The sequence below is a fragment of the Collinsella sp. AM17-1 genome (genome assembly GCF_003470665.1).
GTDB lineage: Bacteria > Actinomycetota > Coriobacteriia > Coriobacteriales > Coriobacteriaceae > Collinsella.
Map to the genome: position 1 here is coordinate 1 of NZ_QRJZ01000011.1, position 20,127 is coordinate 20,127.

Annotated in this window: 21 protein-coding genes; 1 reads left to right on the forward strand and 20 read right to left on the reverse strand. The window is 60.2% G+C overall.

The genetic code is table 11. The annotated features are described in order from the left end of the window. Positions 1-177: 177 nt before the first annotated feature. The 3 genes from DW195_RS06325 to DW195_RS06335 all read right to left on the reverse strand — a co-directional run bounded on the left by DW195_RS06325 (position 178) and on the right by DW195_RS06335 (position 3,063). Positions 178-1,578, reverse strand: coding sequence for a phosphoglucomutase/phosphomannomutase family protein (locus DW195_RS06325; RefSeq protein WP_117630036.1), 1,401 nt, complete (start codon positions 1,576-1,578; stop codon positions 178-180). A 158-nt stretch (positions 1,579-1,736) separates the two neighbouring features. Beyond that, positions 1,737-2,630: a homocysteine S-methyltransferase family protein gene (locus DW195_RS06330; protein ID WP_055252635.1), complete on the reverse strand. Its 894-nt coding sequence runs from the start codon at positions 2,628-2,630 to the stop codon at positions 1,737-1,739. A gap of 10 nt (positions 2,631-2,640) precedes the next feature. Continuing rightward, entirely contained in the window at positions 2,641-3,063 is a 423-nt protein-coding gene (locus DW195_RS06335) for a metal-dependent transcriptional regulator (protein WP_089573098.1), read from the reverse strand. Between the two features lie 120 nt (positions 3,064-3,183). On the opposite strand from DW195_RS06335, the gene pepT reads away from it, so the two are divergent. After that, positions 3,184-4,431, forward strand: a complete 1,248-nt coding sequence (pepT, locus tag DW195_RS06340) for a peptidase T (protein WP_118206203.1) — start codon at positions 3,184-3,186, stop codon at positions 4,429-4,431. Positions 4,432-4,826: 395 nt separating this feature from the next. On the opposite strand, the gene DW195_RS06345 is transcribed toward pepT, so the two are convergent. From DW195_RS06345 to DW195_RS06425, 17 genes are all read right to left on the reverse strand, one after another. Next, the gene (locus DW195_RS06345; RefSeq protein WP_089573100.1) at positions 4,827-6,062 is read right to left on the reverse strand and encodes an LCP family protein; all 1,236 of its coding nucleotides are present in this window, start codon (positions 6,060-6,062) and stop codon (positions 4,827-4,829) included. Positions 6,063-6,074: 12 nt separating this feature from the next. Next, a complete protein-coding gene (gene murA, locus DW195_RS06350; RefSeq protein WP_118206204.1) occupies positions 6,075-7,358 on the reverse strand; it encodes a UDP-N-acetylglucosamine 1-carboxyvinyltransferase in 1,284 nt (427 codons plus the stop codon). An 88-nt stretch (positions 7,359-7,446) separates the two neighbouring features. Next, on the reverse strand, positions 7,447-7,839 hold the full coding sequence (gene atpC / locus DW195_RS06355; RefSeq protein ID WP_006235718.1) for an ATP synthase F1 subunit epsilon: 393 nt from the start codon (positions 7,837-7,839) through the stop codon (positions 7,447-7,449). 3 nt (positions 7,840-7,842) lie between these two features. Next, positions 7,843-9,297, reverse strand: coding sequence for a F0F1 ATP synthase subunit beta (gene atpD, locus DW195_RS06360; RefSeq protein WP_006235717.1), 1,455 nt, complete (start codon positions 9,295-9,297; stop codon positions 7,843-7,845). Further along, on the reverse strand, positions 9,297-10,205 hold the full coding sequence (gene atpG / locus DW195_RS06365; RefSeq protein ID WP_006235716.1) for an ATP synthase F1 subunit gamma: 909 nt from the start codon (positions 10,203-10,205) through the stop codon (positions 9,297-9,299). The genes atpD and atpG overlap by 1 nt, the downstream gene beginning before the upstream one ends. Positions 10,206-10,210: 5 nt before the next feature. Then, positions 10,211-11,809, reverse strand: a complete 1,599-nt coding sequence (gene atpA, locus DW195_RS06370; RefSeq protein WP_035138794.1) for a F0F1 ATP synthase subunit alpha — start codon at positions 11,807-11,809, stop codon at positions 10,211-10,213. Continuing rightward, positions 11,809-12,285: a FoF1 ATP synthase subunit delta gene (locus DW195_RS06375; RefSeq protein ID WP_118206205.1), complete on the reverse strand. Its 477-nt coding sequence runs from the start codon at positions 12,283-12,285 to the stop codon at positions 11,809-11,811. The genes atpA and DW195_RS06375 overlap by 1 nt, the downstream gene beginning before the upstream one ends. Next, on the reverse strand, positions 12,275-12,877 hold the full coding sequence (gene atpF, locus DW195_RS06380) for a F0F1 ATP synthase subunit B (protein WP_006235712.1): 603 nt from the start codon (positions 12,875-12,877) through the stop codon (positions 12,275-12,277). The genes DW195_RS06375 and atpF overlap by 11 nt, the downstream gene beginning before the upstream one ends. 15 nt (positions 12,878-12,892) lie before the next feature. Continuing rightward, positions 12,893-13,087 (reverse strand): ATP synthase subunit C, encoded by a 195-nt coding sequence (locus DW195_RS06385; protein WP_022094262.1) that lies wholly within the window; start codon positions 13,085-13,087, stop codon positions 12,893-12,895. A 124-nt stretch (positions 13,088-13,211) separates the two neighbouring features. Beyond that, positions 13,212-14,015, reverse strand: coding sequence for a F0F1 ATP synthase subunit A (gene atpB / locus DW195_RS06390; RefSeq protein WP_022094263.1), 804 nt, complete (start codon positions 14,013-14,015; stop codon positions 13,212-13,214). A 3-nt stretch (positions 14,016-14,018) separates the two neighbouring features. Further along, positions 14,019-14,330: a hypothetical protein gene (locus tag DW195_RS06395; RefSeq protein ID WP_117758463.1), complete on the reverse strand. Its 312-nt coding sequence runs from the start codon at positions 14,328-14,330 to the stop codon at positions 14,019-14,021. Positions 14,331-14,610: 280 nt separating this feature from the next. Next, a complete protein-coding gene (upp, locus tag DW195_RS06400) occupies positions 14,611-15,258 on the reverse strand; it encodes a uracil phosphoribosyltransferase (RefSeq protein ID WP_117758462.1) in 648 nt (215 codons plus the stop codon). Positions 15,259-15,380: 122 nt separating this feature from the next. Beyond that, positions 15,381-16,922 carry a glycerol kinase GlpK gene (glpK, locus tag DW195_RS06405; protein ID WP_118206206.1) on the reverse strand — a complete coding sequence of 514 codons (1,542 nt, stop codon included), beginning with the start codon at positions 16,920-16,922 and terminating at the stop codon, positions 15,381-15,383. Positions 16,923-16,935: 13 nt separating this feature from the next. Further along, positions 16,936-17,679 carry an L-threonylcarbamoyladenylate synthase gene (locus tag DW195_RS06410; protein WP_089573104.1) on the reverse strand — a complete coding sequence of 248 codons (744 nt, stop codon included), beginning with the start codon at positions 17,677-17,679 and terminating at the stop codon, positions 16,936-16,938. Positions 17,680-17,813: 134 nt separating this feature from the next. Beyond that, positions 17,814-18,305 carry a type II toxin-antitoxin system HicB family antitoxin gene (locus DW195_RS06415; RefSeq protein ID WP_128620077.1) on the reverse strand — a complete coding sequence of 164 codons (492 nt, stop codon included), beginning with the start codon at positions 18,303-18,305 and terminating at the stop codon, positions 17,814-17,816. Further along, positions 18,272-18,457 (reverse strand): type II toxin-antitoxin system HicA family toxin, encoded by a 186-nt coding sequence (locus tag DW195_RS10760; protein ID WP_089573106.1) that lies wholly within the window; start codon positions 18,455-18,457, stop codon positions 18,272-18,274. Before DW195_RS10760 ends, DW195_RS06415 begins: the two co-directional genes overlap by 34 nt. Positions 18,458-18,525: 68 nt before the next feature. Further along, a complete protein-coding gene (locus DW195_RS06425; protein ID WP_117635551.1) occupies positions 18,526-19,800 on the reverse strand; it encodes a HemK/PrmC family methyltransferase in 1,275 nt (424 codons plus the stop codon). Positions 19,801-20,127: the final 327 nt, after the last annotated feature.

Below are 20,127 nucleotides of genomic sequence, written 5' to 3' on the forward strand. Positions count from 1 at the left end.
GCGGCTGATCCGGTCCGACCGGGCCGCGCGGCAAGGAGATATATTGCCAGACCCGAGGGGCGCCGGGGGCGGGAATCTGGGTGTACACATTTCCTACACAATTTGGGATCCGACTAACGTTTGCCAGCCGTTAACTACCGCTCACCGAGCATCTCTTTATATAAGGCAGTCTCATGGTTAAAGCGGATACGTTCCCCTAGCTAAAGCACAGCCAGCATCGAGCAACTCATCACGTTCTTCCACCGAGAACCCCTCGGCGTAGACGCGCACCACTGGTTCGGTCCCGCTAGGACGGACCAGCAGCCACGTGTCATCCTCGAATGCTAAACGCAAGCCATCCATATGACTAACGTTTTGCGGCACCTTGCCACAAATCGACTTGGGGTTTACGCCCGGCAGCAGGGTTCGTAACGTTTCGGCATCTTCGGCCTCAAGGCGCAAATCGCGTCGACCGTAACTCGTCTTACCAAAACTGTCCTCGAGTTGGTCGACCAGAACGCCCAAAGGCGCGTCCGTCTTTGCCATAAGCTCACACAGAATCAGACAGGCGAGGATTCCATCGCGCTCGGGCATATGCGCGGCGATGCCGATACCACCGGCTTCCTCGCCGCCTATGAGGACGCCACCCTTCTTCATCTCTGCCGCTATATATTTGAAACCGACTGGTTTGACGGTCACGCGGCAGCCAAGCGCCTCGGCAATGCGACGCACGAGCGTCGAGCACGAAAGATTGACGACGACGCGTCCCTCCAAATTACGAAATTGAACCAAGTCGCCCAAAACGAGCGCCATGATCTGATGCGGATGTATATATCTGCCGCGCTCGTCAACCGCGCCGATACGGTCGGCGTCGCCGTCGGTCACCAGGCCAGCGCAAGCTCCGTCCTCGATAACCGTATGCTCGCAAGCGTCCACCCACGGCTCAACGGGGTCGGGGCAGATATCTTCTTGGTCAGGCGCCTGCCCGGCGTGAATCTCGTGCACCTCAACGCCAAGCTCGCGCAGCAAGTCGGCTAGATAGCCCTGGGCTGCGCCGCCCATGGGGTCAACAACCACGCGCAGGTGCGCGGCGCGGATGGCTTCGGCATCGACAAACGATGCCACCGCTTGCATATAGTCAGGAATGATATCCGCGGTGCGATATTGCCCCTCGATCCCCATTGGCTCGGGAGCCATGGTCTCTTCGAGCTCTTCGATGACATCCTGGTTGGCGGTCGAGCCGTCACCCATGCGAATCTTGAGACACAGATAACCCTGCGGATGATGGGACCCCGTCACCATGAGCGCGCCGCACGCCTCACCGTCATAAGCCGCCGCCCACGTAAGGGCAGGGGTCGGAACAGGTCGCGAAGCGAGCACGGCGTCTAGCCCGTGCGCTGCTAGCACACCCGCCGCAAGCTCAGCGAACTCGCGCGCCAGGGGCCGAGTGTCGAACCCTATATATACCGTTTTGCCCGGATTGGTCTTTTGCCACAACTCGCCGACGGCATCGGCGATACGGGCAACGTTATCGGCAGTGAAGTCCTCATCGACGCGAGCGCGCCAACCGTCAGTTCCAAAATGAATTATCGCGCACACGCGCAGACACCTCACAGTGTTTGGATCATGGTACGCATGAGGTATACCCGCGATACACGCTCGGCAACCTGCCGGCACCAGCATTCACCATTTGGGCAAATGCTGCCGAGGACATGCAGGCAATAAAAAAACCGCCCCGTATGGAGCGGTTTTGCCCTTTATATATCGAGCGCCTCGGCCATCGCTGCCGTAGTGATTGCCGTGGTTCCACAGCAACTGCCCACCATTGCGGCACCGGCATGTCTCCATTCGATGCATGCGCGCGCGAAAGCTTCGGGGTTCTCGTGCCATACGGGGCCATCCTGAGTCTGGACCGGATCGCCCACGTTGGGACGCACCGTGACGGGAGTAGTCGCCGATGCAACCATCCTGGGCACCGCCGCGTTCGCGGCCGCAAGCGAACAGCAATTAACACCAACCGAGTTTGCGCCGTGTTTTTCGGCGTACAAAACGGCTGCCTCGATGTTGAGGCCATCGCCCAACAGGTCGCCCTTATCGTCAACGACAAAACTCACCAGAACAGGCATGCCGTCGGCGGCATCTCGGGCGCCGGCAAGCATGGGCTGCAAATTACGGATAGACGTCACCGTCTCGATCAGCAGACCGTCAACACCAGCATTGAGCAAGGCGTGCGCCTGTTCGCGCGCAATGCCTCGGATCTCACGAAACTCGGCCGAGTCCTCGGCAAACCACTCAATACCGATCGGACCCATCGAGCCCAGCAGCAGCTGAGGGTGCGCCTGGCGGGCATCGTCGACGGCCCCGCGATTGACCTCCGCCACGGACGGCGCAATCTGGTCGTGCTTGAGGGCATAGCTTGATGCCTGAAAGGTATTGGTAATGAGTACCTGCGCGCCGGCGGCGACATACAAGCGATGGATACGAGAAACGGTCTGCGGCTCTGCCAGATTCCAAAACGCCGGTGGAATATCGGCGGCGTCGTACTCACTCAACAGAACACTGCCCATGGGGCCCTGCGCCAACAAGGTCTCGCTCGACAAGCGGCGCGTAAGTTCCTCGGCACCAAAGCGATTGTAATAACTCGTATCCATATATATCCCGCTATTCCTCGACGCTGATTCCCTGCTTTTCGAGATAGGCGAGCCAGCGGTTCATCGTGTCCTCGGATAGCGCATGCTCCATCATGCAGGCCTCGGAATCGGCTCGCTCAAATTCGACACCGAGCTCCTGAACCAAAAACGTGCGGACGAGGCGATGACGGTACCAGATAGCCGTGCCAACCTCGCGGCCGCGATCGGTCAGGACTACCTTGCCGTAGTGCGATTGCTCGACAAGCTCGGATGCCTTGAGCGCCGAAACCGCTTTATTGACCGATGCCTTGGAGACGCCAAGGCGCTGCGCGATGTCGACCGATCGCACGCCGTTGGTTTCCCCCTCTTCGCTTTCAATGCGAACCATGCACTCCAAGTAGTCTTCGTTCGCCACCGTCAGATGTAGTTCGCGCGAGCTATTTGTCGTATCCATGATCTTCCGTCCCTTCTGCATTCAATGGCTGATTCTACCCCATCCAAGCGTCGCGGTATGCCGTGGCATACCGTGCTAGAGTTCTTGTTGCACACGACGACCAAGATTGGAGCGGTCTTTATGGAAAACACCACCACGAACCCCGATGTCCTCGAGCGCTTTTTGCGCTACGTCCAGATCAACACGCAGTCCGAGGATGCAAACTGCGACCAGGTACCCTCGAGCGTCGTTCAGTTTGACCTTGCCAACGTGCTGGCTGAAGAGCTGCGCGAGCTTGGTGCGGAAGATGCCCACGTGACCGAGCATGCCTATGTCTGCGCGCATATCCCCGCAAGTGCGGGCGCTGAGGACAAGCCCGCCCTTGGCCTGATCGCCCATCTCGACACCACCGAAGTTGCACCGGGCGCCGGCGTGAAGCCGCACATCGTACACTACGAAGGCGGCGACCTGGTCTGCGGCACGGTTGACGGTAAGCCCGTTGCCATGAGTACCGCCAAGCTTCCCGCCCTGAACGACCTCGCGGGTGAGGACCTGGTCTGCAGCGATGGCACCACGCTGCTGGGCGCGGACGACAAGGCAGGCGTCGCCGAGATCATGTCGCTTGTCGCGCGTATCGCTCAGGACCCCTCTCTGCCCCATCCCGCACTCGGCATTTGCTTCTGCCCTGACGAGGAGATCGGTCACGGAGCCGAGCTGTTGGATATCGATACCTTTGGCTGCAAGTACGCCTACACGGTCGACGGCGGCCCCATCGGCGAGCTGGAGTGGGAGTGTTTTAACGCCGCCGAGGCGACCGTCTGCTTTGAGGGCCAGTCCATCCACCCGGGCGACGCTAAGGGCCGTATGATCAACGCAGGCAATCTGTTCTGCGACTTCAACGCGTTGCTCCCCTACGTGCAGCGCCCGGAGTATACGGAAGGCTACGAGGGCTTTTATCACCTTGAGGGCGTATCTGCGACCGTCGATCACGCCACAGCGCGTTATATCGTCCGCGACCATGACGCCGCCAAATTCCAGCAGAAACTCGACCTTATTGATGCCGCCGCCTCGATGCTCAACCAGCGTCTGGGTGAGGAGCGCGTGACGGTCGAGATTAAGCAGCAGTATCGAAATATGGCCGAAATCGTTCGTGACTATCCCGAGCTTATTGATGTTGCCAAGGAAGCCTACCTTGCCTGCGGCGTTGAACCCCAAGTGCTGCCGATTCGCGGCGGCACCGACGGTGCACAGCTGTCGTTCCGCGGTCTGCCCTGCCCCAACCTTTCCACCGGCGGCTATTGCTACCACGGCGTCAACGAGTTCGTCCCGGTCAGTTCGCTCGTCAAGATGACCGACGTGCTCCAGGAGCTCGTCGCCCGCTTTGCATAAGCCTGACTGCACAAGTCCAAAAGACGAATCGCCCCGTCCTCAACCGAGAACGGGGCGATTTTTTGCTGCAATGAGAACAGGTTGACGCACGCCAGCCTCTTAACGCAAGGAGTGTCCCAAACTGCCGGCACAAAAGGAACGTCCCCAAGTGTCAAGTGCATCAAGAGTGTCCCCTTTGACCAGTCGTTTAAGAACGTCCCCAATGACTACAAGTGCCGACAACGGCGACGCCGATGTTTTGGCAACGACAGCGAAAACCCGCCAGAGCGAGCAAGGTGCCTTGAAACGAGGCGGCATTGACCTTCTGGTCATGCCGCCGCAGTTGAAAGGCAGATTGCCGCTCTGGCGGGTTTGCAGCGTCAACTGGTTACGCGGGCTGGTAAGCCCGCGTAACCCTAGTAGTTGGCCTCGTAGCCGTTGCCGTCGCCGGTGGGCTCTTCGTAGTAGTCCGAATCGCTCGAATCGCTTGAGTCATCGGAATCGTCAGAGCTGACCGATGAGGTTGCGGTACCGTTTGCGTAGTCGTCAGACGTGTTGTTGTTCAGGTCGCCAATCGTAGAGCTGGAACCGTCGGAAAGACCCATGGTGTTGGGACCCTTGGGATCCTTGCCGGCATCGACGCGCTCCATCATTTCCTTGAGCTCGTCCTCGTAGACAAAGACGTAGCTCACACCGTCGATCATGGTGCTGTCGTCGGCGTACGAGGGCAGGTTGGCCGAGTAGATACCGTCGACATCCATACCGCGCATGGCGTTGACCGTAGCCACGATATCCTGAACGCTCATATCGGTTACGAGCATATCGGACAGCGAATTAACCAGGCCAAAAATCTTCGTGGCATCGAAGTTATTGAGAATCTGGTTGGCAAGGGCGCCAAGCACCTGACGCTGGTGGCGCATGCGCGTGTAATCGCCGTCGGCATAGGTGTAGCGGCAGCGGGCATAGGTAAGGGCGGTGGCACCGTCCATATGCTGCTGGCCAGCGGTAATCTTAATATCCAGGTGCTCGGGGTCGTCAACATCATCGGTTGCGTTAATGTCGATACCGCCAACCGAATCAATCAGCGCCTGCATACCGTCGAAGCTGACCTCGGCATAGTGGGAAATCTGAACACCGCATAGCTCGTTGACCGCCTCGACCATGGCCTCGGCGCCGCCAACGGTATGGCAGGCGTTGATCTTCATGGTCTCGCCCTTGTACTCGACCTTGGTGTCGCGCGGAACGGAAATGAGCGTCGCCTGCTTTTGCGTGGGGTCGATGCGTGCCAGGATAATCGAGTCGGCACGATACGTATCCTCGCCCGGACGGCCGTCGGTGCCAAGAAGCAGCACGTAGAACGGATCCTTTGCCTCATCGGTGTCAACCAGAACCCGACGTAGATTGTCGGTAATGACATTAGAATCGCCGAGCTTGCCCATAATGGTGGCAAACCACAAGCCGGCAGCGGTAGTGGCACTCAGCAGCACGCCAAGCACGACAATGAGCGCGACGTGACGAATCGTGTGGCTACGACGACGTTGACGAGCGCGCTCGGAATAGCGAGCCACGTTATCGCGACTGTAGATCTTGGCCTGCGCACCAGTTGAGGGTCTTCGGGTGGTGGTATCCGCGAGGGGCTTTTTATTAAACATAGGCAACCTGTATTAGTAGATGACGGGATCGGGGACGGTAGCATGCTCGACATGCGCGCCGAGCGCCTGCAGCTTTTCGACAAACTGCTCGTAGCCGCGCTTGATGTGATGGATGGCTGAAACCTCGGTCGTCCCGTCGGCGATCAAGCCCGCTACGACGAGGGCCGCTCCTCCACGCAGATCGGGCGAGGTAACCTGTGCACCCGAGAAGCCCTTGACGCCATGAATCATGGCATGATGGCTCTCGATACGAATGTCGGCGCCCATGCGCACCAGCTCAGAGGCAAACATAAAGCGATTCTCGAAGATGTTCTCGGTAATAACGGAACTGCCGTCGGCAAGGGCGGAGAGCACCATAATCTGCGCCTGCATGTCCGTCGGGAAGCCGGGGAACGGAAGCGTCTGGATGTCGACCGGCTTGATACGCTCGGCACGGTTTACATGGACGCCATCCTCGACGCGCTCGCAGTCGATACCCATGAGCTCCATCTTCTTGAGCACCATGCCCAAGTGAATGGGGCAAAAGCCCGTGACATCGACACCGCGATCGTCGGCCATCAACGCACCGGCAACGATAAAGGTACCGGCCTCGATGCGGTCACCCACCACGCGATGGGTAACGGGATGGAGCTCTTCCACGCCTTCGATAGTCACGACGGGCGTGCCGGCGCCAACAATCTTGGCGCCCATCTCGTTGAGCATGTTGGCGAGATCGACGATCTCGGGCTCGCGGGCGGCATTGTCGATAACCGTGGTACCCTTCGCGCGCACGGATGCCATAATGAGGTTCTCGGTCGCACCGACACTGGCGAACTCGAGCGTGACGGTGGTACCGCGCAGACCTTGGGGCGCATTAGCGTTGATGTAACCGTGGGCGGTATCAAACTCAACGCCCAGGGCCTCGAGACCCAGAATGTGCATATCGATCTTGCGAGCACCCAGGTTGCAGCCGCCCGGCATGGCGATCTTGGCGCGATGGAAGCGGCCCAGCAGGGGTCCCATGACGGCGGTGGAAGCACGCATCTTAGCGACGAGCTCGTAGGGGGCCTCCCAAGAATCGACCTGAGAGGTATCAATCTCGAGTGTGTGCTCGTCGAGAACATCGATCGTAGCGCCCATGCCCTTGAGCACCTTGCCCATCACGTGGACATCGGAAATATTGGGCACGTTCTGCAGCGTCGTCTTGCCCGGCGCCAGAAGCGTTGCCGCCATGAGTTTGAGTGCGGAGTTCTTGGCGCCCGAAATGGGCACGGAGCCTCCGATGGCGTGGCCACCCTCAACGCGGATAATATCCAAGGTCTACCCTTTCAAAAAGCATGCCCGGGATGGCTGAGCCATCCCGGGCATGATGTGTTCGCAAATGGTCGAACGCTAAATCGTTTGACTATTGGGCAAGCTTGAGCTTACACCATGCGATTTCATTATAGAGGTAGGCGCGGCGTGCATCATCCTCCGACAAATTACCCAGCTTCTCTTCAAAACCTTGAATATCAGCTTTAAGCTTGTCGGCATCGACGGTCGCCAGATCGCAAGCGCGCTCGGCGAGAACGGTCACGACATCGTCCGCAACCTGGGCATAGCCGCCGGCCACGGCAAACGTGTGGTCGACAGTGCCCATGGCCTTATCGGAAACGCGAACGTAACCGCGGTCGATCGTGCAGATCTCGCTGGAGTGAGCAGGCAGAACGCCAAACTCGCCATCCGTGGACGGAATCGACACAAACGCAGCGTCGCCCTCATAGGCGCAGCTCACGGGGCACACGATGCGGATACGCATAACCTACTTCTCCCCCATCTTGCGGGCGCGCTCGCGCACGTCCTCAATCGTGGAAGCATAGCGGAAAGCCTGCTCGGGCAGGTCATCGGCCTTGCCGTCGACAATCTCGGCGAAAGAGCGGACGGTATCCTCGACGCGGACGTAGACACCGGGGTTGCCGGTGAACTTCTCGGCGACGTGGAAGGACTGCGAGAGGAACTGCTGAATCTTACGGGCACGGTTGACCGTAAGGCGCTGCTCCTCGGACAGCTCGTCCATACCCAGAATGGCGATGATGTCCTGAAGGTCGGAGTACTCCTGCAGGAGCTCCTGGACCTTGACGGCGACACGGTAGTGCTCCTCGCCGACGATCGAGGGATCGAGAGCGTCGGAGGAAGACGCGAGCGGGTCGATAGCCGGGAACAGGCCGAGCGACGAAATGCTACGCGAAAGAACCGTGGTGGCGTCGAGGTGCGTAAACGTCGTGGCAGGCGCCGGGTCGGTCAGGTCGTCTGCGGGGACGTAGACAGCCTGGACGGAGGTAATGGAGCCCGTCTTGGTCGAGGTAATGCGCTCCTGGAGGTCGCCCATCTCGGTTGCCAGCGTGGGCTGGTAACCAACGGCGGACGGCATACGGCCCAGCAGTGCGGAAACCTCGGAACCTGCCTGGGAGAAGCGGAAGATGTTGTCGATGAACAGCAGAACGTCCTGGCCGCGATCGCGGAAGTACTCAGCGGTGGTAAGGCCGGCCAGACCGATGCGCAGACGCGCTCCGGGCGGCTCGTTCATCTGACCATAGACCAAGCAGGTCTTGTCGATAACGCCAGACTCGCTCATCTCGAGGAACAGGTCGGTGCCCTCGCGGGTACGCTCGCCGACGCCGGTGAACACCGAGGTGCCGCCGTGCTCCTGGGCGAGGTTGTTGATGAGCTCCTGAATCAGAACGGTCTTGCCGACGCCGGCGCCGCCGAACAGACCCGTCTTTCCGCCACGGATGTAGGGCTCGAGCAGGTCGACGGCCTTGATGCCGGTCTCGAAGATCTCGGTCTTGGTGGTGAGCTCGTCGAAACGGGGCGCTGCATGGTGGATGGGGTAGAACTCCTCCACCTCGGGCATGGGCTTGCCGTCGACGGGCTTGCCCATAACGTTCCAAATGCGGCCGAGCGTCTTGGGGCCAACGGGCATCTTCATGGGCTCACCGGTATCGGTGGCAATGAGGCCGCGCTGCAGGCCGTCGGTCGAGGACATGGCGACCGTGCGGACGACGCCGCCCGGAAGCTGGCTCTCGACCTCGAGGATCGTGCTCAGATGACCGATCGGGGTCTCGGCCTCGACCGTGAGCGCGTTGTAGATCGGGGGCACCGCGCCGTCAAACTTGACGTCGACGACAGGGCCGATGATTCGCACGATGCGACCATCACCGGCAGTCGTCTTCTTGGTGGCTTCCTCGACCGCAAGCTTTACGGTGTTATTAGCCATTACTGTTCCTCCAATGCTGAGGCTCCGCCGACGATCTCGTTAATCTCGGTCGTGATCGAAGCCTGGCGCACGCGACTATACGTGCGGGTAAGGGTCGAGATGATCGCGGTGGCGTTTTCCGTCGCGGAGTGCATGGCCTTGCGGCGTGCACCCTGCTCGGCAGCCGCCGAATCGATCAGGGCCTGGTAGATGACCGTCAGGATATAAGACGGCACAAGCTTGCCGAGAACATGCTCGGGAGAGGGCACGAACTCGAACGTGGACGAGATGCGCTTAGGGGCGTCGGTCTCGTTCTTACGCGGACCGTGGGCCATAGCGATCATCTCGGGGTCGAGCGGCAACAGATGCTCGACGCGAAGCTCCTGATCCACGCGGTTCTTGGCGTGGTGGTAGACAAGCTCGACACGGTCAAGCTCACCGGCACGATACGCATCGCAGATATGAGAGGAGATCATGCGGGCCTGATTGAAATCGGGCTCAGAGGAGTTGCCCTCAAAGTGCATGACGACGTTTGCGCGGTCACGGAAATACGTGGCCGGTTTGCGCCCACACGCGATGATCTCGCACTCGATGCCGTCGTTCGCCCAAGAAGCGGCGAGCTTTTCGGCCGTGCGCTCCACCGTCGTATTGAAACCGCCGGCAAGGCCGCGGTCCGAGGCAATAACGACAATCAGGCCATGCTTGACGCTCTCATGCTTCTGCAGCATGGGATCGGTGCCCGAACAGGAAGCGTCGCCGGCGACCGTCAACATGACGTCGGTCAGCGCCTCCTTATAGGGCTCGGCCTGCTTGGAGCGATCGAGGGCACGACGGATCTTGGCCGTAGAGACCATCTCCATCGTGCGCGTGATCTGCTTGGTCGTGGTAACCGAGGAGATTCGCTTCTTAATGTCGCGAAGGTTGGCCATGGGGCTTAGTTCTCCTCTGATCCAGAAACATCCGAATGGTGCTTGGCCATGAACTGCTGCTTGAAGTCGCCGATGACGCGCAAGAGCTCAGCCTTGGTGTCATCATCGATCTTCTTGGCGCGAACCTTGTCGAGCAGCGAACCAAAGCCATTGTCCATGTACTCGATGAGCTCGGCACGGAAGGGCAGCACGTCGGCGATCTCCAGGTCATCCAGGAAGCCCTCGTTGCCAGCGAACAGCGTAACGATCTGCTCGCCAACCTCAAACGGCTTGTAACGCGGCTGCTTCAGGAGCTCGGTCATGCGAGCGCCGTGGGTAAGCTGCTTTTGCGTGGCCTCGTCGAGGTCGGAGCCGAACTGCGTGAAGCCGGCGAGCTCCTGGTACGAAGCAAGGTCCAGACGGAGGTTGCCGGCGACCTGCTTCATGGCCTTGGTCTGTGCGTCGCCACCGACGCGGGACACGGAAATGCCCACGTCGACTGCCGGGCGCTGGCCCTGGAAGAAGAGCTCGGACTGCAGGTAGATCTGACCATCGGTAATGGAAATGACGTTGGTCGGAATGTAGGCCGAGACGTCGCCGTCCTGGGTCTCGATGATCGGAAGAGCCGTCATGGAGCCATAACCGTTCTTCTTGGACATCTTGACGGCACGCTCGAGCAGACGAGAGTGCAGGTAGAAGATGTCGCCAGGATAGGCCTCGCGTCCGGGCGGACGATGCAGCGTCAGCGACATCTGACGGTAAGCCACAGCCTGCTTGGACAGGTCGTCGTAGATGACGAGCACGTGGCCGCCGGGGTTGGTCTCGCTGGCAGGCTTGCCGTCCTCGCCGTTGTACATGAAGAACTCGCCGATAGCGGCACCGGCCATAGGCGCGATGTACTGCATAGGGGCGGAATCGGCAGCGGTGGCCGAAACGATGATGGTGTAGTCGAGCGCACCGTGCTGAGCGAGGGTCTCGCGGATGTTGGCAACCGTGGAGGCCTTCTGGCCGATGGCGACATAGATGCAGACCATGCCCTTGCCGCGCTGGTTGAGGATAGCGTCGATGGCGATGGCGGTCTTACCGGTCTTACGGTCGCCGATAATGAGCTCACGCTGACCGCGGCCAATAGGCACCATGGAGTCGATAGCGAGCAGACCGGTCTGAACCGGCTCGCACACCGGGGTACGATCGATGACGCCGGGAGCCTTGAACTCGATGGGGCGACGGTGCGTGGCGACGATGTCGCCCAGGCCGTCGATGGGCTGGCCGAGCGGATTGACGACGCGGCCGAGCATGGCACGGCTCACGGGGATATCCATAATGCGGCCAGTGGTGCGGCACTCGTCGCCTTCCTTGATGGAGTCGACGGCACCGAACAGAACGGCGCCGACCTCGTCACGGTCAAGGTTCTGGGCAAGGCCGAAGACGGTCTCACCGGTATCGGAGCTCTTGAACTCCAGAAGCTCGCCTGCCATGGCACTCTTAAGGCCGGAGACGCGCGCGATGCCGTCGCCTACCTCGTCGACCGTTGAAACCTCATGCGTATCGACCGTCGCGGAGAGGCTCGTGAGCTGCTCCTGCAGTTTCTTGGCGATATCCTGGGCATTGAGGGTTTCGGACATTAGGCTTCACCTCCGTACGAATTAGCAGAGTTTGCGAGGGTCTCCTGCGCGACGCGCAGCTGCGTCTTGACGGAAATGTCACGACGCTCGCCGCGGGCCTCGAGCACCAGGCCGCCCACGATAGACGGGTCAACCTGCTCGATAAGGAATACCTTGCGGCCGAAGTCCTGCTCGCATTTCTTAGTGATGGTTTGACGCAGCTCGTCGTCGAGCGGGATCGCCGTGGTGACGGTCACGCCCACTACATCCTCGTCTTCCTCGGCAACATACTTAAAGGCAGCTGCCACCTTGGGAAGAAGGTCGAGCTGGTCGCGCTTGGACATGGTGTCGAGCACAGCGACGATCTCGGGGCTGGCAGAAGCCAAGCGCTCGATCATCTCGAGGTCCTCGAACACATGGTTCTCGGCCTTAGCGGCTTCCAGAAGGGAGCGCGCGTAGGTCTCGAGCACCTTGTCCTGATAGCGGCTAGTCGGCATTCAGGCTACCTGCTTCCTGGATGTAGCGCTCGATGAGCTTCTTCTGCTCGGCATCGTCCTCGAGTGCCTCGCCCACGATCTTGGTGGCGACGGCAACGGACAGGTCGGCGATGGAGCTCGCGGCACCGGCGTAAATGGACTTGCGCTCGTCCTCGACGGTCGTATGGGCCTTGGCGATGATCTCCTCGGCCTCCTTGTGAGCAGCCTCGATGATACGGGCGCGCTCGGACTCGGCGTCCTTACGGGCCTCGAGAACGATGTCGGCAGCCTGACGACGGGCGTCGGTGACGATCGAGTCGGACTCAGCGCGCTTGGCGATAGCCTCCTGCTTGGTCTTCTCGGCCTCGTCGAGGCTCTCCTCGATCTTCTTGCCGCGCTCCTCCATGGTTTTCATGATGCCCGGCAGGGCGACCTTGGCCAGCACGATCCAGATAATCAGGAAGGCGATAAGCGCCGGGATGAACTCCGCCATCTTAGGGATGAGGATGTCCGCACCGGCAGCGCCGTCCTCGGCGAACGCGGAAACCGGCATGAGCAGCGCGGCCGCGGACGCGGAGAGTGCGATCGCGCTCTTCTGGGATGAAAGATTCATACTTGACGCTCCGTGCTATTTAACGATCAGCGCGACAACGAAGCCGATCAGAGCCAGAGCCTCGCCGAAGGCGGAGCCCATGATGAAGACGGTGAACACGCGGCCCTGGACCTCAGGCTGACGGGCCATAGCACCCGTAGCACCCAGAGCAGACAGGCCGATAGCAAGACCAGCGCCGATAACACCGAGACCGTAACCGATAACTCCCACGATTCCTCCTTTGTCGTGCGTGTCTTATTTCACGCAGGATAACCTTTTTATAACTGCCGGGCTCCATGGGTACGGGCACCGGCGGTTTAACGAATTGCCTTACCTTTAAGGCGCGAACGGAAGACTACTCCTCCTCCGCGACCTCCTCTGCCTCGGAGACATACACGGCGGTAAGGACCGTGAAGACGTAAGCCTGGATGGCGCCGACCACAAGCTCGATCGCATAGATCAGGATGAGGATGGCAAGCCAGGCTAGCGAAGGCAGGGCGCCAACGGCGTGGGCCGCGGAAACCTGCTGAAGCAGCGGCTGCATGAACATGCTCGCCATGATGGCGAACGAGCCCATGACCACGTGTCCTGCGAACATGTTGCAGAACAGACGGACGGCGAGCGTGATGAGGCGCAGGAAGGTCGAGAAAAGCTCGACGACCCACACGAGCACGTTCATCGGGAAGCTCACGCCCTGCGGGGCGAGGCTCTTGATGTAGCCGATCACGCCGTGAGCCTTGCATCCGTAGTAGATGAAGTACACGAAGGCGAAAATGGCGAGTGCGGCGGTGGAGCCGATTGCGCCGGTGCCGGGCTTCATTCCCGGGATCAGGCCGATCATGTTATTGATCAGGATGAACAGGAAAAGCGAGCACAGGAACGGGAAGTGCTTCTTCCAGTTCTCACCCACGACACCCTTGCCGATATCGTTCTCGACGTACTCGATGATGTACTCGAAACCGTTGACGAAGAAGCCCTTGGGAACCAGGGTCTGCTTCTTCTTGAACACGGCCAGGACGATCAGGAGCACGATCGTGGAGACGATCAGCCAAAACGAGTACTGCGTGATGCCGCAGCTCAGATCGCCCACGACAGGGGTGGAGCTGAACTCGCTGACCAGATGATTAATCTCATCAGGCAGCTTTTCAAAAATTTCCACGACTTACCTTTCGACCTCATGAGGATCTCGCAGCGCCTTGGCGACGCGAACCGTGCAGGCGGCCATAAAGGCCACGAAGCCGATCGCCTCGCCCAGGAGGAACATACGAAATGCCTCTCCGAACAACGCAAACACAACCAAGGTAAAGACAAGCAACGCGATCGCCGAGACCGCGAGACTCACCATGCCCCTGAGCATGTCCGCATTCTGTTTATCGTCAAGAACCGGCTTGAGCGTAAAAACAAAGGGAAGGAAGGCAATTGCGCCCGCGATGGCGCCTGCAACGATAGCGAGCAGATCGGCTATCTGAAACACTGGCTTCCTCGCTTTCCTTTTCAACGCCTCACAGCACAGTCCCAGCCAAACATTGGTGACTATTGTACGAGCCAATCGCTAAAGTACAACCGTAAAACAAACGGTTAATACGCACCTGTACGTTTTCTTAAGGCCTTCTTTATGCCGCAGGTACGGTAATACGTTTTTTCGAACCCCTCAGCGCAAAACGTCCGTTAACAGAAGTGCGCGTGGACGACTTTTGCTCGCCCGCGCGCACCATTTCTTCGTATTTGTAACCGTAGCCGACAAGGCCCAACGACTAGAGCGTACCGTAGATGCGGTCGCCGGCGTCGCCCAGGCCGGGAACGATGTAGGCGGCCTCGTTGAGATGGTCATCGATGGCGCAGGTATAGATATGCACATCGGGATCTTTTTCGGTCAGCGACTTGAGGCCCTCGGGGGCCGCGACGATGCACAGCATGCGGATGTCCTTGACGCCACGCTCGCGCAGATAGCTGATAGCCATCTCGGCCGAGCCGCCCGTGGCGAGCATGGGGTCGACGACCAGGCAGATGCGCTGGTCGATATCCTTGGGCATCTTGCAGTAATACTCATGCGGCTCGTGGGTGACCTCGTCGCGCTCCATGCCGATGTGGCCCACGCGAGCAGAGGGCACCAGGTCGAGGATACCGTCGACCATGCCAAGGCCCGCACGCAGGATAGGCACGATGGCGAGTTTCTTGCCGGCGAGCTGTTTGAACGTGGCGGCAGTGATGGGGGTCTCGACCTCGACGTCTTCCATGGGCAGGTCGCGCATGGCCTCGTAGCCGTCAAAAAGCGCAAGCTCGCGCACGAGCTGGCGGAACTGATTGGTGCCGGTGCTCTTGTCGCGCAAGATCGACAGCTTGTGCTGGACGAGTGGGTGATCGACAAGGGTCACACGGGACGTATCGTAGGTGACGGTCATGGGTTGAAGCCCCTTTCGTTGCGGCCGGAAGATGGCCTTGCTGACAAGGCGCACGGCGACGTTGTTGCCGCGCACCGTGCATAAGTTTAACGGTTTGTTGTATCGAGTGCCCCGTCGCAACCCTACTGAACGGTGCTGAGCGAACGCTTGACGGCATCACGCCAACCAGCGAGGTTGCTCTCACGGCGCTCGGCGGACATATGAGGATGGAAGATTTTGACGATCTGAGCGTTTTGCTCCAGCTCCTCCAAATCCTCCCAGTAGCCGACGGCAAGGCCCGCCAAGTACGCGGCGCCGATCGCCGTGGTCTCCACCGTCTCGCACTGCAGCACGGGGATATCCAGCAGATCGGCCTGGAATTGCATGATGAACTCGTTGCGCGAGGCACCGCCATCGACGGACAGACGCTCAATCGAAAGTCCCACGTCCTGCTCCATGGCGCGCAGCACGTCATAACTCTGATAGGCCATGGACTCGCAGGCCGCACGCACAATGGTCGCGCGACTCGAGGCACCGGTCAGGCCGCACACGATACCGCGAGCATGCGGGTCCCACCAGGGAGCGCCCAGGCCTGCGAAGGCGGGGACGAAGTAGCAGCCCTCGTTGTCGTTGATCGAAGCGGCGAGTTGCGCGGACTCGCTCACGCTCGAGATGATGCCCATGTTGTTGCGCAGCCAGTTCATGGTGGAGCCTGCGGCAAAGATAGAACCCTCGAGCGCATAGCTGATCTTGCCGTCAGCGGCGATACCGATCGTGGAGACCAGACCGTTCTTGGATTCTACGATCTCGTCGCCGGTGTTCATGAGCATAAAGCAACCCGTGCCATAGGTGTTTTTGGTCTGGCCGGGATGGAAGCAGCAGTGGCCGAATAGCGACGCCTGCTGGTCGCCCGCCACGCCCATAATGGGTGGCATGTTGGTCATGATGTCGCTCGCGACGCGGCCGTAATCGCCCGAGCTCCAACGAACCTCGGGCATCATGGAACGCGGGACGTCGAAAAGCGCCAGCAGATCGTCGTCCCAATCGAGCGCATGGATATTAAAGAGCGCGGTGCGGCTGGCATTGGTGTAGTCGGTAGCAAAGACCTGACCGCCGGTGAGATTGTAGATGAGCCACGTGTCGATGGTGCCGAACATAAGGTCGCCCGCCGCGGCGCTCTCGCGCGCGCCGTCGACGTTATCGAGAATCCACTGCACCTTGGAGGCCGAGAAATACGGGTCGAGCGTAAGCCCCGTGCGGGAGCGCACCAGCTCTTCTGCGCCCTGCTCGACCAGCTCGTCGATCAGAGGTGCGGTGCGACGGCATTGCCACACGATGGCGTTATAGATGGGTTGGCCGCTTATGCGGTCCCACACCACCGTGGTCTCGCGCTGGTTGGAGATACCGATGGCGGCAATGCGGTCAGAATGGATGCCGCTCTTAAACTGAACCTCCATCATGACGGCGATCTGGCTAGCAAGGACCGCCATGGGGTCTTGCTCCACCCAGCCGGGACGCGGAAAGCTGGTTTTGACGCTGCGACGTGCCTGCGCGACGATGCAGCCGTACTCGTCGACGATGGTCGCAAGTACCGAGGTGGTGCCGCAGTCGAGCGCCATGATGTAGGAACCGCCAAAGTCAAACGAGGCATCTTCCATGCCCAGGCTGCCCAGATTCAACGACATCGCTTAAACCTTTCTATTGCATCGGGTCGGACAGGACCCGTTCGATCTCTGATGCGGGAAGTGCGCCTTGGCGCAGGATCTGGAGCTCGCCGTGCTGAAACGACACGATGGTCGAGGCGTCGCGACACGGGGTCTCACCGGCGTCGACGGCAACATCGACCCCCTCCAGGATGCGACCCTCCACCGTGATAAAACTTGCCGGCGCGGGCGCGCCATGCGTGTTGGCGCTGGTGCAGGCAAGGGGGCTGCCACAGGCGCGAATGAGCGCCTGCACCACGGGCGAGGCCGAAGCGCGAAGTGCCACCGTGTCGTCGGCAGCGCGCATAAAGGTCGGCACGCAGGGAGCTGCCTTGACCACGATAGTCAGGGCTCCCGGCCAGCATCGTCGCGCGAGTATGCGGGCATCTTCCGGGATATCCACGCCATAGCGGTCGAGTGCTTCGACGCCATCGACCAGCCAAGCGACGGTTTGCGTGAGTTCACGTTGCTTGAGAGTGAAGATACGGCGATAGCCGGTGCCGAGCGCAGGAACTGCGGCGCCATTGACGGCAGCCTGCGGATCGCGCGGCCACGATGGGAATTCGCTTGTATCTTGGGGCACGGCGTCCGAGAAGGCGTTGACTGCCACGGCGACACCGTAGACGGTCTCGGTCGGGATCAAAGCCAGGCCGCCGCGGCCGAGCACCTCGGCCGTGCGCTCGACGGCAAGCCGATGCGGCTCGCGCGTTCCCTCGTATACCCGATAGACCGTCTGCATGTGTATGCCAGCCCCTTACGCTCTGGTGCAAGTTTGTTTACTGTGGGGCATTCTCGCACGAAACGTTCAACCTATTTGCCCAGAGCGCATGTTGGTTTGGTGAGCGGCTCTAGTAGTCGGTGAAAGTGAGGGGGTTATTGGACTGCGACGAACTTCTTTGGCCTGCCGGCGTGACGTTCTTGGGCGGCGTAACGCTCGATGCTGTCTATCGTTATCATCCGACGGCCGTCGACGAGTTCAACATCGAGCTTTCCGGCTTTGACCAGCGCGGTAATCCGCGGAGCGGAGACTTTGAGGTCCAGCGCTGCGTCTTTAAATGTTCGGCACGCCGCTTCCCGAGCGTCCTCGTGGTCGATTTCGACTGAAAGGGCCACGACCTCGGCCGAGCGTTCGTACCCTGCCGGAGTCAAACCGTTGTTGAGGTCGTCGGCCAAAAACGCCATCAGTGCCTCGGTGGCATGGGCAATCGCTTCTTCGCGCGTATCGCCATCGGCAAAGGCGCCGGGAATCTGCGGGAAGCTAGCGCAGTAACCATCGTCTTCTTTTATGAGAACGCAGTCATAGGTAAATCGCTGCCTCATTTTGCCTCCAACTACCATCCAGCTTGGCGACGAATACTTGCCCACGTGCCCTTCTTTGGTCGATCACCACCAGAGCCGTTCACGGTGACAACGCGGTCACCAGAAACATACTTAGCATGACTACCGACTTGCGCGACCTTCACGAATCCATCGTGCTTGAGTAGGGCAATGATTTCCCGAAAGGTAGGAGGTTGCATGGGCCGACCTCTTTCAGCCGTCCTAATTATAAACTACTTTATAATTTTTGCTAACCAGTTAATAAATATTACTGGCGTTGCTTGGGCTCGGTGACGATGGCTCGGACAATGCGGGGGCGATCGGTGAGGTCGTGGACGATACGCACGTCCGAAAGGCCTGCTTGACGACAGAGCTCGGCCGCGGCGTCGAGCGCGCCCTCGTAGAGCTCGCAGGCAAACAGGCCGCCGGCACGCAGCATGTAGGGCGCCGCGTTGAGCAGGCGGCGGAAGATATCGAGACCGTCGGCACCGCCCTCGAGCGCCAGATCGGGCTCAAAGTCCTTGACCTCATGCGGCAGCGAGCGCATGACGTCGGTCGGGATGTAAGGTGGGTTGGAGACGAGCACATCAAAGGTGCCCCACTCTTCGCGGGGAATGGAACTCACCAGGTTTGTGAGGCTGAAGGCGACCTCGTCGGACGTGAGGCCAAGCGCATCACGGTTTTTGGTGGCCAGATCGATGGCGCGCGGCTCGATATCGGTAGCAGTGCAGGTAACGTGGCCGCGGCGCTCCCAGGCAAGGGAGAGCGAAATGCAGCCCGTGCCGCAGCCGACCTCGAGAACGCGGGCAGTGCGGGGCTCGGCTGGGGCAGATACGTTGGCCTCGGCGGCATCTTGCGCGGGAGTCGCCTGTTGGTCGTTGTCCTCAATGGCGATGCCGTATTCGTCGAGCTCGGGCTCGGGGGTTTCCATGGCCTCTGCTTCTGCCGCTTCGGCTTCTGCCGCCTGCGCGGCGGCTTCCTCGGCCTCGCGATCGGCCAGTTCCTCGGCATAAGCGCGACTGCCCAGCACATCGCCGCCTAGCGCCGCCTCGTCGGCAGCTGTGAGGTTGGCGGCACGGCGCTCGGCCGTCGCTCGCTCGTCGGCCAATGCGGCCTCGGCCTTGCGTGCCTCCTCGACCTCATCGTTCCAAGGCAGCTCAACACGCTGACGGGCAGCGGCCTCGGGGCTCAGTACCTCGGCATCCAGATAATTGAGGACTTCCTCGACGAGCATCTCGGTCTCGGGGCGCGGAATGAGCACACCGGGGGCGCACGCGACGTCGATCATGCGAAACTGCGTGCTGCCCGTGATGTATTGCAGCGGCTCGCCCTTAGCGCGGCGGACAACGGCCGCATGCATGGTCTCGAGCTGGGCCGCGTTAAGCGTCTCGTCCATACGCATATATAGGTCAATGCGCGCCAGGCCCGTGGCGGCGCACAGCAGCCACTCGGCAGAAAGACGGGGGTGCTCCTCGCCGCGCTCGGCCAGGTACTCCTTGGTCCACTCGAGACAACGCTTGATGGTCCAAATCTCGTTTGCCATGGGGCCCTCCCCTCTTAAGCGCCGGACGGCGCGCGAATGTCGGAGCAGATTGTAAGCGAGGCCAGCGCTTGGCAAGGGGCGATTGAAGGCGATTATCGAGAATCAGCCCAGATTTTTGCTTGGAGCCCACCTGAAGTGTTCATTCGTCGACGTCTAAATCTGCATCCGTCAAGTTTTTGGCAAGGTTGACCCAAAACTGACCAATATCTAACCAAGAACTTGCCAAATCACTTGACGCGCGACCCATCAAAAATCCCTCCGCGACTTCTTGAACGATATTTTGAGCAATATTTTCGATAGCGGACTTATGCCGTCAATTACCTTAAG

Bases quoted from the DNA above. Each gene is read 5' to 3' on its own strand.
- DW195_RS06330 (WP_055252635.1), bottom strand. From the start codon at position 2,630: ATGGATACGAGTTATTACAATCGCTTTGGTGCCGAGGAACTTACGCGC.
- DW195_RS06335 (WP_089573098.1), bottom strand. From the start codon at position 3,063: ATGGATACGACAAATAGCTCGCGCGAACTACATCTGACGGTGGCGAAC.
- pepT (WP_118206203.1), top strand. From the start codon at position 3,184: ATGGAAAACACCACCACGAACCCCGATGTCCTCGAGCGCTTTTTGCGC.
- DW195_RS06345 (WP_089573100.1), bottom strand. From the start codon at position 6,062: ATGTTTAATAAAAAGCCCCTCGCGGATACCACCACCCGAAGACCCTCA.
- atpC (WP_006235718.1), bottom strand. From the start codon at position 7,839: ATGCGTATCCGCATCGTGTGCCCCGTGAGCTGCGCCTATGAGGGCGAC.
- atpD (WP_006235717.1), bottom strand. From the start codon at position 9,297: ATGGCTAATAACACCGTAAAGCTTGCGGTCGAGGAAGCCACCAAGAAG.
- atpG (WP_006235716.1), bottom strand. From the start codon at position 10,205: ATGGCCAACCTTCGCGACATTAAGAAGCGAATCTCCTCGGTTACCACG.
- atpA (WP_035138794.1), bottom strand. From the start codon at position 11,809: ATGTCCGAAACCCTCAATGCCCAGGATATCGCCAAGAAACTGCAGGAG.
- DW195_RS06375 (WP_118206205.1), bottom strand. From the start codon at position 12,285: ATGCCGACTAGCCGCTATCAGGACAAGGTGCTCGAGACCTACGCGCGC.
- atpF (WP_006235712.1), bottom strand. From the start codon at position 12,877: ATGAATCTTTCATCCCAGAAGAGCGCGATCGCACTCTCCGCGTCCGCG.
- upp (WP_117758462.1), bottom strand. From the start codon at position 15,258: ATGACCGTCACCTACGATACGTCCCGTGTGACCCTTGTCGATCACCCA.
- glpK (WP_118206206.1), bottom strand. From the start codon at position 16,922: ATGTCGTTGAATCTGGGCAGCCTGGGCATGGAAGATGCCTCGTTTGAC.
- DW195_RS06410 (WP_089573104.1), bottom strand. From the start codon at position 17,679: ATGCAGACGGTCTATCGGGTATACGAGGGAACGCGCGAGCCGCATCGG.
- DW195_RS10760 (WP_089573106.1), bottom strand. From the start codon at position 18,457: ATGCAACCTCCTACCTTTCGGGAAATCATTGCCCTACTCAAGCACGAT.
- DW195_RS06425 (WP_117635551.1), bottom strand. From the start codon at position 19,800: ATGGCAAACGAGATTTGGACCATCAAGCGTTGTCTCGAGTGGACCAAG.